The sequence below is a fragment of the Pseudomonas sp. HLS-6 genome, assembly GCF_002753995.1.
In the GTDB taxonomy this organism is placed as follows: Bacteria; Pseudomonadota; Gammaproteobacteria; order Pseudomonadales; family Pseudomonadaceae; genus Aquipseudomonas; species Aquipseudomonas defluvii.
Genome location: NZ_CP024478.1, coordinates 3,623,218 through 3,638,637 on the forward strand (window position 1 = coordinate 3,623,218; position 15,420 = coordinate 3,638,637).

The window sequence follows — 15,420 nt, forward strand, 5'->3', positions numbered from 1 at the left end:
AGGCAGGCAAAACTGAAAACGGCAGCCCTGAGGCTGCCGTTTCACTGGATATCAAGGAACCGGATTGATTTCGTTTTCCGGGTACCAGGCATCGAGCAGCGGGCTGAGCTCGATCTTGGTCAGCTCGTTGCGAGCCTTCAACCAAGCCTCGACAGCAGCGCGTTGCGCTTCAGTCACCGAGCCACGCTTGGCCGAGCAGACCAGGCCGAAGTCGTCGCCGCCGACATAGTCCAGGCCGTTGGCGTCCATGGCTTCTACAAGAAAGGCATCGAGGAAGGCATCGACAGCTTCTTCGGTCAGATCTTCCTTGAACTCCAGGTTCAGTTCGAAGCCCAGCTCCTGGAATTCACCCACGCAGAGCTTTTTACGCAAACGGCGGGAACGGTTGGTCGCCATGAAACAATCCTCTTAAGTAATAACGCGGCGCACTCTATCAGTTTTGCCTCCCCGGTGCCCGATTAAAACGCCACGGCAGGAAAACCGACTGCCATGAACAGCAGGCTTTCAAGTCAAAACCAAGGTCGATGAAGCCGCCCATCGCTGCGCAGCTTGGGGCATAATGCACGCACTATTTTTGTCATACCGGGGCGTCCATCTTATATCGCCTCGTTTTTTTCACCCCTCGCTCGCAGGGTTCTACCTCAGATGATCAAATCACTACGCCCTCTTCTTGTTGCCGGCCTTTTACTGCCACTGGCATTGCCAAGCCATGCGGCTGCCGTCAACACGACCCTTTCGCCGAAAGTCGAACAGGCCCTGAAGACCAACAAACTGCAGGAATCGGCCCTGTCGCTGGTGATGCTGCCGCTCAATGGCCCCGGAACGCCCACCGTGTTCAATGCCGATGTCTCGGTCAACCCGGCCTCGACCATGAAACTGGTCACCACCTATGCGGCACTGGAGATGCTCGGCCCCACCCATCAATGGAAAACCGAGTTCTACAGTGACGGCCCGCTGAGCAACGGGGTGCTGCAAGGCAACCTGTACCTCAAGGGTGGCGGCGATCCCAAGCTGAACATGGAAAAACTCTGGCTGCTGATGCGTGACCTTCGCGCCAATGGCGTTCAACGCATTACCGGCGACCTGGTGCTCGACCGCAGCCATTTCGTCCAACCCCAACTGCCCCAGTTCAATGACGACGGCGGCGATGAGAACAAGCCGTTTCTAGTCAAGCCCGATGCGTTGATGATCAACCTCAAGGCCCTGCGTTTCGTTGCCCGTAACGATGGCGGCAAAGTGCTGGTGTCGGTCGAACCACCGATCGCCACCATCCACATCGACAATCAGGTCAAGGCCGTAGCCGGCAAGCAGTGCACGGGCGATGTGCGCTACAACCCGATAACACGGGCCGATGGCATCACCGTGGTCGTCAGTGGTCAATTGGGCGAAGGTTGCAATTCTCAAACCTACCTCTCCCTGCTTGATCACCCCACCTATGCCGCCGGCGCAGTGCGGGCAATCTGGAACGAGCTGGGCGGCAGCATCGACGGCCGCGACCGGGTCGACGCCCTGCCGAAGAATGCCCGCCTTCTGGCTCGGGCATTCTCCCCGGACCTGGTCGAGATCATTCGTGATATCAACAAGTACAGCAACAACACCATGGCCCAACAGCTGTTCCTCAGCCTGGGCGCGCAGTACCGCACCGACGCCGATGGCGATGATGCTCGCGCAGCTCAACGCGTGGTCCGTCAATGGTTGGCGAAAAAGGGCATTACTGCGCCGCACCTGATCATGGAAAACGGCTCAGGCCTGTCGCGTGCCGAACGGATCAGTGCGCGCGAAATGGCGACGCTGCTGCAAGCCGCCTGGAAGAGCCCCTATGCCGCCGAGTTCATCAGTTCGATGCCGCTGACCGGCATGGATGGCACCATGCGCAAGCGCCTCAAGCGCACCGCCATGGCCGGCGAAGCCCACATCAAGACCGGTACCCTGAACACCGTACGCGCCATTGCGGGCTACAGCCGCGACAGCAACGGCAATACCTGGGCCGTGGTAGCGATCCTCAACGACCCAAAACCTTGGGGCGCTTCGGCGATTCTTGACCAGGTGCTGCTGGACCTGTACCGCCAACCCAAGCTGGTGAACAGCACAGCGGCCGTACAACCCTGAGGCCAAGGGCCTAACAGGGACAGATAGGCACCGAAGGCTGTACAGGTAGCGCACCTGGACAGCCTTCGGCGGTTTTCGGGGCACCCTCACCGAGGGTTGATAACCACGGCGTTGAGCACCCCACAACCAAACGGACTCAGCGCGCCTGAATCTTCCAGGCACGGTGGATCTTGCTGTTGCGTGCAAAGTCCGGGTCCAGTGTCTGGGCGCTGATTTCCTCTACGGCATACCGCTCGCTCAGACGCTCATCCAGCTGGAACTTGCGGAAGTTGTTCGAGAAGTACAACACACCGCCCGGCGCCAGCCGTGCAACCGCCAGGTCCAGCAGCTCGACATGGTCACGCTGAACGTCGAATACACCTTCCATCCGCTTGGAGTTGGAGAAGGTTGGCGGGTCGATGAAGATCAGATCGTACTCGTCGCGACACGCCTGCAACCAGGCCATCACATCACCCTGCTCCAGGCGGTTCTTGTCCGAGAAGCCGTTGAGCGAGAAATTGCGTCGCGCCCAATCCAGGTAGGTGCGTGACAGGTCGACACTCATGGTGCTGCGCGCACCGCCCTTGGCCGCATGCACGCTGGCCGTGGCGGTGTAGCAGAACAGGTTGAGGAAACGCTTGCCGGCTGCTTCACGCTGGATGCGCATCCGCATCGGGCGATGGTCGAGGAACAGGCCGGTGTCCAGGTAGTCAGTCAGGTTGACCAGCAGCTTCACCCCGCCCTCATTGACTTCAGTGAACTGCCCCTGAGTGTTCTGCCGTTCGTACTGGCGAGTACCGGACTGCCGCTCGCGGCGCTTGACCACCACACGGCTCTGATCGATACCGAGGGCTTGAGGAATGGCCGCCAAGGCGTCGAACAAACGCGCCTGCGCCTTTTCCGGATCGATCGAACGGGGTGCCGCGTACTCCTGCACATGCACCCAATCCTGATAAAGATCGATGGCCAGTGCGTATTCCGGCATGTCGGCATCATAAAGGCGGTAGCAACTGATGTTCTCGCGCTTGGCCCACTTGCCCAGTTGCTTGAGGTTCTTCTGCAGACGGTTGGCGAACATCTGCCCGCCTTCACTCAGGCGTGCAGGTTCGCTGGCCGATGCGGCGGTCGGTTGCGCGGCGTCATTGCCATCGCGCTCAGGCTGACGACGCTCGCCCGTGACGAACTGATCCGGTTGTACCTTGATCAACAGCAGCTTGCACGGCAACGCGCCGTTCCAGAAGGCATACTGCTTGTGGCTGCGGATACCCATGCGCTTGCCCAGGTCCGGCGCACCGGTGAACACCGCCGCCTCCCAGTTCAGGCAGGCCTGACGCAGGCGCTCGCCCAGATTCTGGTAAAGGTAGAGCAGGCTGGCTTCATCACCCAGACGCTCGCCGTAAGGCGGGTTACAGATGACCAGGCCTTTCTGATTCTGGTCTGGACGCGGCTCGAACGAACCCACCTCGCCCTGATAAATCTTCACCCAATCGCTCAGCCCTGCGCGCTCGACGTTATTGCGCCCCGGCTGAATCAGTCGCGGATCGGCTTCATAGCCACGAATCCACAGCGGTGGTCGCGCCAGGCCAGCCTCGGCACGCGCCAGGGCTTCGTCATGCAGCTTGCGCCACAGGGCCGGGACATGGCCCAGCCAGGCACTGAAACCCCAGCGCTCGCGCTTGAGATTCGGGGCAATGTCGGCAGCGATCATTGCCGCTTCGACCAGGAACGTACCAACACCACACATAGGGTCGGCCAGCGCGCCGCCTTCAGCGGCAATGCGCGGCCAACCGGCACGGATCAACACCGCAGCGGCAAGGTTTTCCTTCAGTGGCGCAGCACCTTGCTGCAAACGATAACCACGCTGGTGCAGGCTGTGCCCGGACAGGTCCAGCGATAGAATCGCTTCACCGCGGTCCAGGCGCAGGTGAACACGCAGGTCCGGGTTGAGCTTGTCGACCGATGGGCGCTCACCACTTGAAGTGCGCAGCTTGTCGACGATGGCGTCCTTGACCTTGAGGGCACCGAAGTGAGTATTGTCGATACCCGAGCCATGACCGCTGAACTCAACGGCCAGTGTCCCGGCGGCATCCAGATGATCGGCCCACTCGACGTCATGCACGCCGTAGTACAGGTCATCGGCGTTCTTCATCGAGAAGCGCTTGAGCACCAACAGCACGCGGTTACCCAGGCGCGACCAGAGGCACAGGCGATAGGCGGTTTCCATGTCGGCCACGCCGCGAATGGCGGAAGTGTGCTCGCGCACCTCTTCAAGGCCAAGCCCGCGCGCCTCCTCGGCTAGCAGGCCTTCCAGGCCCTTGGGGCAGGTTAGGTAAAGTTCGAAACGGTCCGACATGAGTTTTCCAAGCCTTGAGCAATAAGTGAAAGGGCAAGCGCATCGCCCTTTCGATGTTTGATCGAACGCCCTTCCATCAAGCATTCGAGTGGTACCCGAGCGGGGTACCGGACCACCCGGAAGAACAGACCCTTGCATGCGACAACGCAGCACTGATCACCGGGCAGAGTGAAAATATCCGTTACAAAAGAATAGTGATGACCCTTCGTCGTTTTCTTGGTTCAACTGAAGGTGACCTTCAGCACTGGCCAAATGACGCCATCTACGGGCAAAGCCTGATAATAGCGGCCTTTTCCGAGAATCCATCGCAGTAGCAATTTTTTACTTATCCTTGTGACCCTATGAAAGGTTACGTCCTTATGACAAATCGATCATTCACAGTGTGTCGTGCATTGGTTAGAAATCAAACTATGTTGTCACCGCAACGGGGCAACACTTACTGCTCGCCACGCCGGCAGCGAGCGCACACCGGCAGAACGATTCTGCCCGGCCTCAGACGAGGCCGACGGGACATTACAGTCAACAAGTGAGGGCAACACCCTATGAGAAGACTTAAGCGTGATCCGTTGGAACGAGCATTTTCACGTGGCTACCAATATGGGGTCACCGGCAAATCCCGCGAGCTTTGCCCTTTTACTCTACCGTCGGTTCGCCAAGCCTGGATCAACGGCTGGCGTGAAGGACGAGGCGACAACTGGGACGGTATGACCGGCACTGCGGGTATCCACAGACTCAACGAACTTCACGCCGTTGGCTGAACGAGGATCGAATTCGATTAACCATGCCAGCCCTATCCGGGCGGCGGGCTAAGGCCCAAGGGCCCCTGACGGGGCCCTTTTTTATGCCTGCGGTTCAGCGGCCTGGTAACGCGGCAATCGCGTCTACTGCTTCGCGAATCAGCGCAGGTCCTTTATAGATGAAGCCCGAGTAAATCTGTACCAGGCTGGCGCCAGCAGCGATTTTTTCTGCTGCATGCCGCCCCTCGGTAATACCACCTGCGGCGATGATAGGCATTTTACCGGCCAGTTCACCGGCAAGAATCTTCACCGTATGGGTACTCTTCGCCAGCACCGGCGCGCCGGAAAGACCGCCCGCCTCGTCAGCATGCGGCAAGCCTTCGACCCCTTCGCGACTGAGGGTGGTGTTGGTTGCGATCACCGCATCCATGCCCGACTCCAGCAACGTTGCAGCCACCAGCGCAGTTTCTTCGTCGCTCATGTCAGGCGCGATCTTGATGGCCAGCGGCACACGCTTGCCGTGCTGCGTCACCAGTTGCTCACGACGCTCGGCCAGGGCTTCAAGCAATTGCTTGAGCGAGTCACCGAACTGCAGGGTGCGCAGGCCGGGCGTATTCGGCGAGCTGACGTTGACCGTCACATAGCTGGCATGGCTGTAGACCTTGTCCAGACAGATCAGGTAGTCATCCACTGCACGCTCGACCGGCGTATCGAAGTTCTTGCCGATATTGATGCCGAGCACACCGCGGTATTTGGCGGCCTGCACACGGGCAAGCAGGTGGTCGACCCCAAGGTTGTTGAAACCCATGCGGTTGATGATTGCCTGGGCTTCAGGCAAGCGGAACAGGCGCGGCTTGGGATTACCCGGCTGCGGCCGCGGGGTGACGGTACCGATCTCGACGAAACCAAAGCCCAACTGAGCGAAACCGTCGATGGCCGCGCCATTCTTGTCCAGGCCAGCGGCAAGACCGACTGGGTTGTCGAACGACAGCCCCATCACGGTCACCGGCAAACGGGGCGGCGCCTTGGTCAGCAAACCGTTGATACCCAGACGACCACCGGCACCGATCAGGTCCAGGGACAGGTCGTGGGAGGTTTCCGGGGAAAGCTTGAACAGCAGCTGGCGGGCCAGGTTATACATGGGCGGGCTTAGCTCGACGGAAATAAAAGCGCGATTATAGCGGCGGCACAGGCCCGAGGACAGCGCCACGACCCCGGTCTGGCATATGGGTTGCTTTGTCACCTCAACGAAACCTGTCTGCATTCGGGCAGGCAAGAACGACAGAGCGGTCAACATCACGTGAACACTACACTCCCGGCAAACCCACTGGCCTGGGTCAATGGCAGCGATGCGCCAGAAAAGCACAGCCTGGATATCGGCTTCATGGCCCTGACCGACTGCGCCCCACTGGTCGTGGCCGCCACCCAGGGGTTTGCCCAGCCCTACGGCCTGACCCTCAACCTCAAGCGCCAAAGCTCATGGGCCAACCTGCGCGACAAGCTGATCAGCGGCGAACTGGATGCCGCTCACAGCCTGTATGGCCTTATCTATGCGGTGCACCTGGGCATCGGGGGTGGCACCACCACCGACATGGCGGTGCTGATGGGGCTTAATCAGAACGGGCAGAGCATCAACCTCTCCAAGGCGCTGCAAAACCTGGCCGTGACCGATCCTGAAGCATTGGAGCGCCACGCGCACCAAAACCAGACAAAACTGACCTTCGCCCAGACCTTCCCGACCGGCACCCACGCCATGTGGCTGTACTACTGGCTCGCCAGCCAGGGTATTCATCCATTGGAAGACGTCAACAGCGTGGTGATCCCGCCAATGCAAATGCCCGCGCACCTGCAGGCCGGCCGGATCGACGGTTTTTGTGTAGGGGAGCCCTGGGCAGCCAGTACTGTCGAGCAGGGGTTGGGCTTCACGCTGGCGACCAGCCAGTCGATCTGGCCAGACCACCCGGAGAAAGTACTCGGCTGCACGCTCGCCTTCGTCGAGCGCTACCCGAATACAGCACGGGCACTGGTGATGGCGGTGTTGGCTGCCAGCCGGTTCATCGAACAAAGCCCTGAAAACCGCCGCAGCACCGCGCAACTGCTCAGCGGCCGCAGTTACCTCGACACCCCGGTCAGCCACATTGAACCGCGCCTGCTGGGCGACTACCACGATGGCCTCGGCAACCACTGGCACGACCCGCATGCCTTGCGCCTGCACGATAACGGCCGCGTCAACCTGCCCTACCTGTCAGACGGCATGTGGTTCATGACCCAGTTCCGCCGCTGGGGCTTGTTACGTGACGACCCGGACTACCTGGCGGTTGCCCAACGCATTCATCAGTTGACGCTGTACCGCGAAGCCGCCGGCGCATTGGGCGTACCTTGCCCGGAATCGGCCATGCGCAGCAGCCAACTGATCGATGGAACGCGCTGGGACGGCACCGACCCGTATGGATATGCCCGCAGCTTTCGCCTGCATGCCCTGGCCGACGCGCCCGTGGCGCGCGCCCAGCACTGAGAGGAAAGGCCCCTATGCTGCGTATCCTGCTGATCGACGACACCGAGAAAAAAGTCGGCCGACTCAAAGCTGCGCTGATCGAAAGCGGGTTCGAGGTTATTGAAGAATCCGGGCTGACCATCGACCTGCCGTTGCGCGTCGAAACGGTGCGCCCGGACGTCATTCTGATCGATACCGAGTCACCCGGCCGCGACGTGATGGAACAGGTGGTATTGGTCAACCGTGATCTTGCCCGACCGATCGTGCTGTTTACCGACGAACACGACCCCAAAATCATGCGCCAGGCCATCCACGCCGGCGTCAGCGCGTATATCGTCGAAGGTATTCAGGCCAGCCGCCTGCAACCGATTCTCGAGGTGGCCATGGCCCGCTTTGAGAGCGACCAGGCCCTACGTGCGCAGCTGCAGGCGCGCGACCAGCAACTGGCAGAACGCAAGCGCATCGAACTGGCCAAGGGCTTATTGATGAAGATGAAGCATTGCAACGAAGAAGAGGCCTACACCTTGATGCGGCGCCAGGCCATGAGCAAGCAACAGAAACTGATTCAGGTTGCCGAGCAGGTCATTGCCATGAACGACTTGCTTGGCTGATCGCCATTCTGGCCCGGCTCTTGCTAATTCGTAGTCACAGGTAGCCAACGGCGGTTGCCACACATTTCCGACAAAGACGTCGCTCGCCCTCCAGCTCAGGCTGGTCGGGCAGCGGCGTTTTTTTCGTTTCGCCCTCCGGGGTACGACTTCCGTTGCAATGCTGACCGAGGTGTTCGATGAATACGAGCTTCTGGAAATCCGGCCATATCCCAACCCTGTTTGCCGCCTTCCTGTATTTCGACCTTAGCTTCATGGTCTGGTACCTGCTGGGCCCGCTGGCCGTGCAAATCGCCAGCGACTTGCAGTTGACCACCCAACAACGCGGCCTGATGGTGGCAACACCGATTCTGTCGGGTGCCATCCTGCGCTTCATCATGGGCGTGCTGGTTGACCGATTGTCGCCGAAAACCGCCGGACTGATCGGCCAGGTGATCGTCATCACCGCACTGTTCTGCGCCTGGCACCTGGGGATTCACAGCTACGAACAGGCGCTGCTGCTTGGGGTTTTCCTCGGTGTGGCCGGCGCTTCCTTTGCTGTCTCCCTGCCACTGGCATCACAGTGGTACCCGGCCCAACATCAGGGCAAGGCCATGGGCATTGCCGGTGCAGGAAACTCCGGCACCGTGTTTGCCGCCCTCTTGGCTCCGGTGCTGGCCGCCGGCTTTGGCTGGAGCAACGTCTTTGGTTTCGCCCTGATACCGCTGATCCTGACCCTGGCACTGTTCACCCTGCTGGCGCGCAACGCCCCGCAGCGCGCGAAACCCAAAGCCGTAGCGGATTACCTCAAAGCCCTCGGTGATCGTGACAGTTGGTGGTTCATGTTCTTCTACAGCGTCACCTTCGGCGGCTTTATCGGCCTGGCCAGTGCCCTGCCCGGCTACTTCAACGACCAGTACCATCTGGACCCCGTCACCGCCGGTTACTACACCGCGGCCTGCGTCTTCGGTGGCAGCCTGATGCGCCCGCTTGGCGGCGCATTGGCTGACCGCTTCGGCGGCATCCGCACACTGCTGGCCATGTACAGCCTGGCAGCCATCTGCATCGCCGCGGTCGGCTTCAACCTGCCCAGCGCCGTGGCCGCACTGGCGTTGTTCGTCAGCGCCATGCTGGGCCTGGGTGCGGGGAACGGCGCTGTGTTCCAGTTGGTTCCGCAGCGCTTTCGCCAGGAAATCGGGGTAATGACCGGGCTGATCGGCATGGCCGGAGGCATCGGCGGTTTCCTTCTGGCAGCCGGCCTGGGGACAATCAAGCAACACAGCGGCGACTATCAACTGGGGCTGTGGTTGTTCGCCAGCCTGGGCGTACTGGCCTGGTTTGGCCTGCACGGTGTTAAACGCCGCTGGCGCACCACCTGGGGCTCGGCGGCGGTCACCGCCGCCCGCGTCTGAGGTAGCCATGGGCCTGCAATTGAGTGTTGCCCAGGCCAGCGCCATCGGCCCGCGCGAGGAAAACCAGGATGCGCTGCGCCTGGTAACCCCCGCCCCCGAGCTGGCCGCCTGCAAGGGCTACCTGTTCGCCCTGGCCGACGGCGTCAGCCACTGTGCCGACGGCGGCCTGGCTGCACGGGCCACCCTGCAGGCCCTGGCCATGGACTACTACAGCACCCCGGCAACCTGGGGTGTCGCTCAGGCGCTGGAGCGCCTGCTACTCGCCCAAAACCGCTGGCTGCGGGCCAACGGCGGCGGCCAACCGCTACTGACCACACTGACCGCCCTGGTGCTACGTGGCCGACGCTTTACCCTCGCGCATGTCGGCGACTGTCGCGCCTACCGCTGGCATGCCGGTCAATTGCAGCGCCTGAGCCAGGACCATGTCTGGGATCAGCCCGGTATGCAGCACGTACTCAAACGCGCCCTCGGCCTGGATGAGCATCTGCTGGTGGACTTTCTCGAAGGTGAGCTGCAGGCCGGTGAATGTTATGTGCTACTGAGCGACGGCGTCTGGGCCAGCCTGAATGAGCAGCAGATCGCCGCCCATTTGCGCGAGCAGCCAGAACTGGACCAGGTGGCCCAGACACTGGTCAGTGCCGCCCATCATGCAGGCAGCCAAGACAATGCCAGCGCCTTGCTGGTGCGTATTGAGGAACCGGGGGCGGCCAATCTGGGCGACAGCCTTGCTCAATTGCAAGACTGGCCATTGCCTCCCAGCCTGCGCCCAGGGCAGGTTATCGATGGCTGGACCGTCGACAGTCTGCTCGCCCACAGCCGCCAATCACTGCTCTATCGCGTACGTGACAACCAGCACCAGCACTGGCTGCTGAAAACCCTCCCAGCCACACGTCAGGACGACCCAGGAGGACAACAGGGCCTGCTGATGGAGGAATGGTTCCTGCGCCGGGTTGCCGGACGCTATTTCCCCGAGGTGCACACTGCAGGACAACGCCAACACCTGTACTACCTGATGCGCGAGTACAACGGCCAGACCCTGACCGAGCTGTTCCAGCGCGAAGGCCCCTTGCCATTGGAGAAATGGCAGAACGTCGCCCGCCAACTGCTGCGGGCGGTCGGCCAACTGCACCGACGCAACATCCTGCACCGCGATATCAAACCGGAAAACCTGCACCTTGCCGGGGACGACCAACTGCGCCTGCTGGACTTTGGTCTGGCCTACTGCCAAGGGCTGTCCGAGGCACCTATGGAGGACTTGCCCGGGACACCTTCGTTCATCGCTCCAGAAGCCTTCCAGGGCTGCCCACCCAGCGCACAACAAGATCTCTATGCAGCAGGCGTAACGCTCTTCTACCTGCTGACCGGTCAGTACCCCTATGGCGAGATCGAAGCCTTCCAGCACCCGCGCTTTGGCACACCCACCAGCGCAGCGCGCTTGCGACCCGATGTGCCCGACTGGCTGGAACGCAACCTGAGCCAGGCCATTGCTGCCGACCCACAACAACGTTATGAAACGGCCGAACAATGGCTATTGCAGCTTGAGCAGGGCGACCAACAGTCGTCAACACTGCGGCCTCGGCCACTGCTTGAGCGTGAACCCTTGAAAGTCTGGCGCGGCCTGGCGCTGCTGTCCCTGCTGCTCAACCTGATTCTGCTCCTGCACCTGCTGAAATCTTGAAATGCTCACTAAATCGCAGGCAAAAAAAAGCCCGGCCTGAGCCGGGCTTTTCAAGCGTCAGACCAATTACTTGGCTTGAGCTTCAACCTGCGCTTCTACGCGACGGTTTACAGCACGACCAGCTTCGGTGGCGTTATCGGCAACCGGACGGGTCTCACCGTAACCAACGGACTGAACGCGGCTCGACTCAACACCGTACTGCTGGGTCAGAACCTGCTTGACGGCGCCAGCGCGACGCTCGGACAGCTTCTGGTTGTAAGCGTCAGGACCGACGGAGTCAGTGTGACCTTCAACAGTGGTGGTGGTCTGTGGGTACTGCTTCATGAAGTCAGCCAGGTTCTTGATGTCGCCGTAGCTGTTTGGCTTCACAACCGACTTGTCGAAGTCGAACTTGACGTCCAGCTCTACACGAACGACTTCAGCCACAGCTGGGCAGCCGTCAGCGTCAACGGTAACGTTGGCTGGGGTGTCAGGGCACTTGTCGACATTGTCGCAAACGCCGTCGTTGTCGCTGTCGGAGCAGACTTCAGCAACAGGTGCTGGAGCTGGTTCAGCTTTCTTCGAGCTACCGCCAAAGTTCAGACCGATACCGACGCTTGGCGCCCACTCGGTGTCGCCCTGGTCGATGTTGTACTGAGCTTCAACGCCAGCACGGGCGTAGAAGTTTTCAGTGAAGTACAGCTTGGCACCGCCACCCAGGTTGGCGAAGGTGGAACCGTTACGACCGCTACGACCGTTCTGGCCGATGCTCTGGTCCGAGAAACCAGCGGAAACGTAAGGACGCAGCAGGTCACCTGGGTTGTTGAAGTGGTACAGAGCATCCAGGGCAGTGTTGGAGCCCTTGATGTTGCGACCGTCTTCAGCACGAGCATTGTGGACTTCGTCATAACCCAGACGCAGTTCAACGTCGTCGGTCAGGAAGTAACCAATCGAGCCGCCGAACAGGTTGCCGTTGTTTTTGAAGTCACGAGCGCTGTCGAACATCTCTTTCTTGGCGAAACCTTCCACCTCGACTGCGCCTTGGCCTTGTGCCAGAGCGCCGAACGAAGTTGCGGCTACAAGAGAACCAATGGCAATGCCCAAGGTGTTTTTCAATTTCATCCGTTAAATCCCCATCTGGTGATTGTTAAGCAGTCCCACCAAATCCGGGGGACAACTCGCGGGCAAGTTTAGCAGAACCTGCCCGTACGTTAGAGATATTTGCGTGCTACTAAGTTTCGGAAATGCCCGCAAATTTCTCACGTAGCTTGTCGAGCGCCCGCTTGTACCGCATTTTCGTGGCGCTCAGACCCATGTGCATGATGTCGGCGATTTCCTGAAATTCCAGCTCTGCGACAAAACGTAGCACCAGGATTTCACGGTCAATCGGATTGACATGCACCAGCCATCTGTCCAGTCCGCCCTTTTCTTCCGGTTTCGGGGCCTTGTCGTCCGAGGCCTCCTCGACCGGATCAAGACTCAGGGCATCCATCAAGCGACGCTTGCGTCGCTCTTTGCGGTACTGGGTAATGCACTCGTTGTAGGTAATGCTGTAGAGCCAGGTCTTGAACTTGGACTTACCCTCGAAGTTCTTCAGGCCATACAGCACCTTGAGCATGACTTCCTGACAGACATCGTCGGCATCCCGATCGTTCCCTAAATAACGCGCACAGACGTTGAACAGGGTCCGCTGGTAGCGCCGCATGAGCTCTTCATAGGCGCGGGTAACATGAAACAGCTCCTCATGCGAACGCGCCACCAACTCCTCATCAGTGAGCTCGCGGGGGTCGTAACGCATGGACAGCGAGTGAACTTTATTCAAAACAGATCTGGCCGAGAGTCAGGTCAAATGCCCCACAAAATAGCCCGAGGCCATTTTGCGGGGGCATACATTAGCAGAAATTGCCCGATCAGCGGCTACTGACTCGCTGTTCCAGCAGAATCCGATTGGACAAGGACACCAATTCACCATCATCTGTCAGCAGGGTCGTCTTGACCGTACCGATCTCCTCGATCTGCCCCTCGACCTCGCCAACCCGCACCTGCTGGCCAACCTGATAAAGTTCACGCACGTAAATTCCGGCCAGAATCTGCCCGGCAATCTCGCGGCTGCCGAGCCCCATGGCCAAGGCAACGGCCAGACCAACGGTTATCAAACCAATCACAATCACGTGGTTGAGCAGGTCAGTCTTGACTTCCAACTGGCTGATCGCCACGGAGATACTGATGATGATCACCAGCCCCTGAACGATCCGCCCAACGCCGGCGGCATACTCCAGGCCTATGCCTTCTGCCGCACCGCGCACCAGGCCATTGGCAACCTGGGCCAGCAGTACACCGGCCAGCAGCACCAAGGCGGCACCGAACACTTTAGGCAAGTACAGGGCAAGCATGTCCAGCGTAGCTGAAACCCGCTCCAGCCCCAGAGATTCAGCTGCAGAAACCAGGAAAATCAGCAATACGAACCAGTAGACGATTTTCCCGACCAGGGTAGAAATCGGCACCTGGATACCCACCCGACCCAGCATCTTGGTCAGCCCGGTACCCGCCATAAGGCGATCCAGGCCAACCTTGGCCAGCAGTTTCGACAACAGGGTGTCGAGCAGCTTGGCGACGACGAAGCCAAGCAGCACCACCACCAGGGCACCGAACAAATTGGGAATGAAGTTCGCCACTTTGGTCCACAACGCCGTCATGGCGGTGACCAGGCTCTGGGTCCAGAGATCTAGTTCCATATTCAATCGGCCTTATCAGCTTTACGGGCAGAAGCACTGCGGCGTACCGGCGCAACATGCGCCGAGCCATTATTGAGGGCAATCATCAGCGCCTGGATCCAGCGACCCAGCAAGCTGAAAAGATCACCGGCACCGACCTGGCGGTTGGCGGTTTTCAGGACACGGCCCAGGCAAGCGTCATCGTCACGCTCGCGGCCGGAAGGCGAAGCCTTTAGCAGGTCTCGCAGGGATTCTTCAAACGGATCGTGCATAGGCACCTCGCGCAGTATCTGTCAAAGACGAGGCCGCCGTGGCATCGGTCACATGGGCCACACCGGGCACCTGCATCATCATGTGACGCCTCAGACCCAACGCAAGCGACGAAACAACCACCACTGCCCCAGGGCCAACGCAATCAGCAGGACACTGGCGAACAGAAAGCCGTAGGGGCTTTCGGAACCCGGAATACCGCCAACGTTGATCCCCAACAGGCCTGTCAGAAAGCTCATGGGCAGGAAAATACAGGTAATGATACCGAAGCGGTACATGGTTCTGTTCATCCGCTGACTCAAACGCCGGTCTTCGTTCTCCAGCACCAGCGCGACACGCTCACGGGTCAGCTCCAGCTCTTCGAGGTAACGAATCAGGCTGTTGTTCAGTTCGTTCCAGTAATCGGCGTCTTCTTCGGCGAACCACGGTACCTTGTTACGGGCCAGTTGCGCGTAAATTTCCCGCTGCGGCGCCAGGAAACGGCGTAGCCCGGCAGCACGACGACGCATCTGCAGCATGCTGCCATGCTCAGGCGCATACCGTTCGTCGGTTTCCAGCTTCTCTTCCTCGCCGTCCACCTCTTCGGATAGATCACTGACCAGCGCCTGAACCTTTTCGGTCAGCAACTGGGCTAGCGCCAACAGCAGTTCCGATGCCGATTTCGGGCCGCGGCCCTCTGCCAACTGCTGCAACACTTCATCGGACGCGCGCAGCGGCCGCAGACGCAGGGAAATAACCCGCTGCGCCTCGGCAAAAATGCGTACCGAGACCATATCTTCCGGCTCGGCACCCGGGTTGAGATTGACGCCACGAAGAAACAACAGCATCTGTGCGTCGGGCAGCGGCAGCAAACGAGGCCGCGTGTTTTCCTCAAGCAACAGGTCACAGGCGAACTCGTTCAAGCCGCTGTCGCGACGTAGCCAGGTCTGGGTCTGCGGGTGACTGCGATCCCAGTGCAACCAGAGGCTTTGCTCGGACTGCAGTTGAAGATCATCCAGCTCAGTCCGGGCAATCGAACGCGCACCGCCTTTTCCATCCAGCACCAGGGCATGCACCAGCCCCCATTGCGCGTTTTCTTCCTCGAACATCCCCACCCCACAGACCAGCT

At 60.1% G+C, this 15,420-nt stretch carries 14 protein-coding genes; 6 read left to right on the plus strand and 8 right to left on the minus strand.

All coding sequences use genetic code 11. From position 1 onward, the window contains the following. Positions 1-51: 51 nt before the first annotated feature. A complete protein-coding gene (locus CS390_RS16950; RefSeq protein WP_099775416.1) occupies positions 52-396 on the minus strand; it encodes a YggL family protein in 345 nt (114 codons plus the stop codon). 249 nt (positions 397-645) lie between these two features. Here CS390_RS16950 and dacB point away from each other — a divergent pair, with 249 nt between their 5' ends. Beyond that, complete coding sequence (gene dacB, locus CS390_RS16955; protein ID WP_065761160.1) at positions 646-2,109, plus strand: D-alanyl-D-alanine carboxypeptidase/D-alanyl-D-alanine-endopeptidase; 1,464 nt, start codon at positions 646-648, stop codon at positions 2,107-2,109. A 136-nt stretch (positions 2,110-2,245) separates the two neighbouring features. Here the strand turns inward: dacB and rlmKL are convergent, their stop codons facing one another. Then, a complete protein-coding gene (rlmKL, locus tag CS390_RS16960) occupies positions 2,246-4,441 on the minus strand; it encodes a bifunctional 23S rRNA (guanine(2069)-N(7))-methyltransferase RlmK/23S rRNA (guanine(2445)-N(2))-methyltransferase RlmL (RefSeq protein ID WP_065761159.1) in 2,196 nt (731 codons plus the stop codon). Positions 4,442-4,983: 542 nt separating this feature from the next. Between rlmKL and rmf the strand changes: the two genes are divergently transcribed. Next, positions 4,984-5,199 (plus strand): ribosome modulation factor, encoded by a 216-nt coding sequence (gene rmf / locus CS390_RS16970; protein WP_010223328.1) that lies wholly within the window; start codon positions 4,984-4,986, stop codon positions 5,197-5,199. Between the two features lie 94 nt (positions 5,200-5,293). Here the strand turns inward: rmf and CS390_RS16975 are convergent, their stop codons facing one another. Next, on the minus strand, positions 5,294-6,319 hold the full coding sequence (locus tag CS390_RS16975; RefSeq protein WP_099775418.1) for a quinone-dependent dihydroorotate dehydrogenase: 1,026 nt from the start codon (positions 6,317-6,319) through the stop codon (positions 5,294-5,296). Between the two features lie 159 nt (positions 6,320-6,478). Between CS390_RS16975 and CS390_RS16980 the strand changes: the two genes are divergently transcribed. The 4 genes from CS390_RS16980 (at position 6,479) to CS390_RS16995 (ending at position 11,349) form a co-directional block, all read left to right on the plus strand. Continuing rightward, the gene (locus CS390_RS16980) at positions 6,479-7,693 is read left to right on the plus strand and encodes a CmpA/NrtA family ABC transporter substrate-binding protein (RefSeq protein ID WP_099775419.1); all 1,215 of its coding nucleotides are present in this window, start codon (positions 6,479-6,481) and stop codon (positions 7,691-7,693) included. Positions 7,694-7,707: 14 nt separating this feature from the next. Beyond that, a complete protein-coding gene (locus CS390_RS16985) occupies positions 7,708-8,283 on the plus strand; it encodes an ANTAR domain-containing response regulator (protein ID WP_099775420.1) in 576 nt (191 codons plus the stop codon). A 176-nt stretch (positions 8,284-8,459) separates the two neighbouring features. Next, positions 8,460-9,671 (plus strand): NarK/NasA family nitrate transporter, encoded by a 1,212-nt coding sequence (locus CS390_RS16990; protein ID WP_099775421.1) that lies wholly within the window; start codon positions 8,460-8,462, stop codon positions 9,669-9,671. Positions 9,672-9,678: 7 nt separating this feature from the next. Beyond that, complete coding sequence (locus tag CS390_RS16995; RefSeq protein WP_099775422.1) at positions 9,679-11,349, plus strand: bifunctional protein-serine/threonine kinase/phosphatase; 1,671 nt, start codon at positions 9,679-9,681, stop codon at positions 11,347-11,349. Positions 11,350-11,415: 66 nt separating this feature from the next. Here CS390_RS16995 and CS390_RS17000 read toward each other — a convergent pair whose 3' ends face one another. The 5 genes from CS390_RS17000 to CS390_RS17020 form a co-directional block, all read right to left on the minus strand. Next, positions 11,416-12,450 carry an OmpA family protein gene (locus CS390_RS17000; RefSeq protein ID WP_065758610.1) on the minus strand — a complete coding sequence of 345 codons (1,035 nt, stop codon included), beginning with the start codon at positions 12,448-12,450 and terminating at the stop codon, positions 11,416-11,418. Positions 12,451-12,559: 109 nt separating this feature from the next. Further along, a complete protein-coding gene (gene sigX, locus CS390_RS17005; protein ID WP_176717403.1) occupies positions 12,560-13,150 on the minus strand; it encodes an RNA polymerase sigma factor SigX in 591 nt (196 codons plus the stop codon). Positions 13,151-13,238: 88 nt separating this feature from the next. Further along, complete coding sequence (locus CS390_RS17010) at positions 13,239-14,063, minus strand: mechanosensitive ion channel domain-containing protein (protein WP_099775423.1); 825 nt, start codon at positions 14,061-14,063, stop codon at positions 13,239-13,241. A 2-nt stretch (positions 14,064-14,065) separates the two neighbouring features. Then, positions 14,066-14,320 carry a CrfX protein gene (locus CS390_RS17015; RefSeq protein WP_176717402.1) on the minus strand — a complete coding sequence of 85 codons (255 nt, stop codon included), beginning with the start codon at positions 14,318-14,320 and terminating at the stop codon, positions 14,066-14,068. An 84-nt stretch (positions 14,321-14,404) separates the two neighbouring features. After that, complete coding sequence (locus CS390_RS17020; protein ID WP_065758606.1) at positions 14,405-15,400, minus strand: zinc transporter ZntB; 996 nt, start codon at positions 15,398-15,400, stop codon at positions 14,405-14,407. Positions 15,401-15,420: the final 20 nt, after the last annotated feature.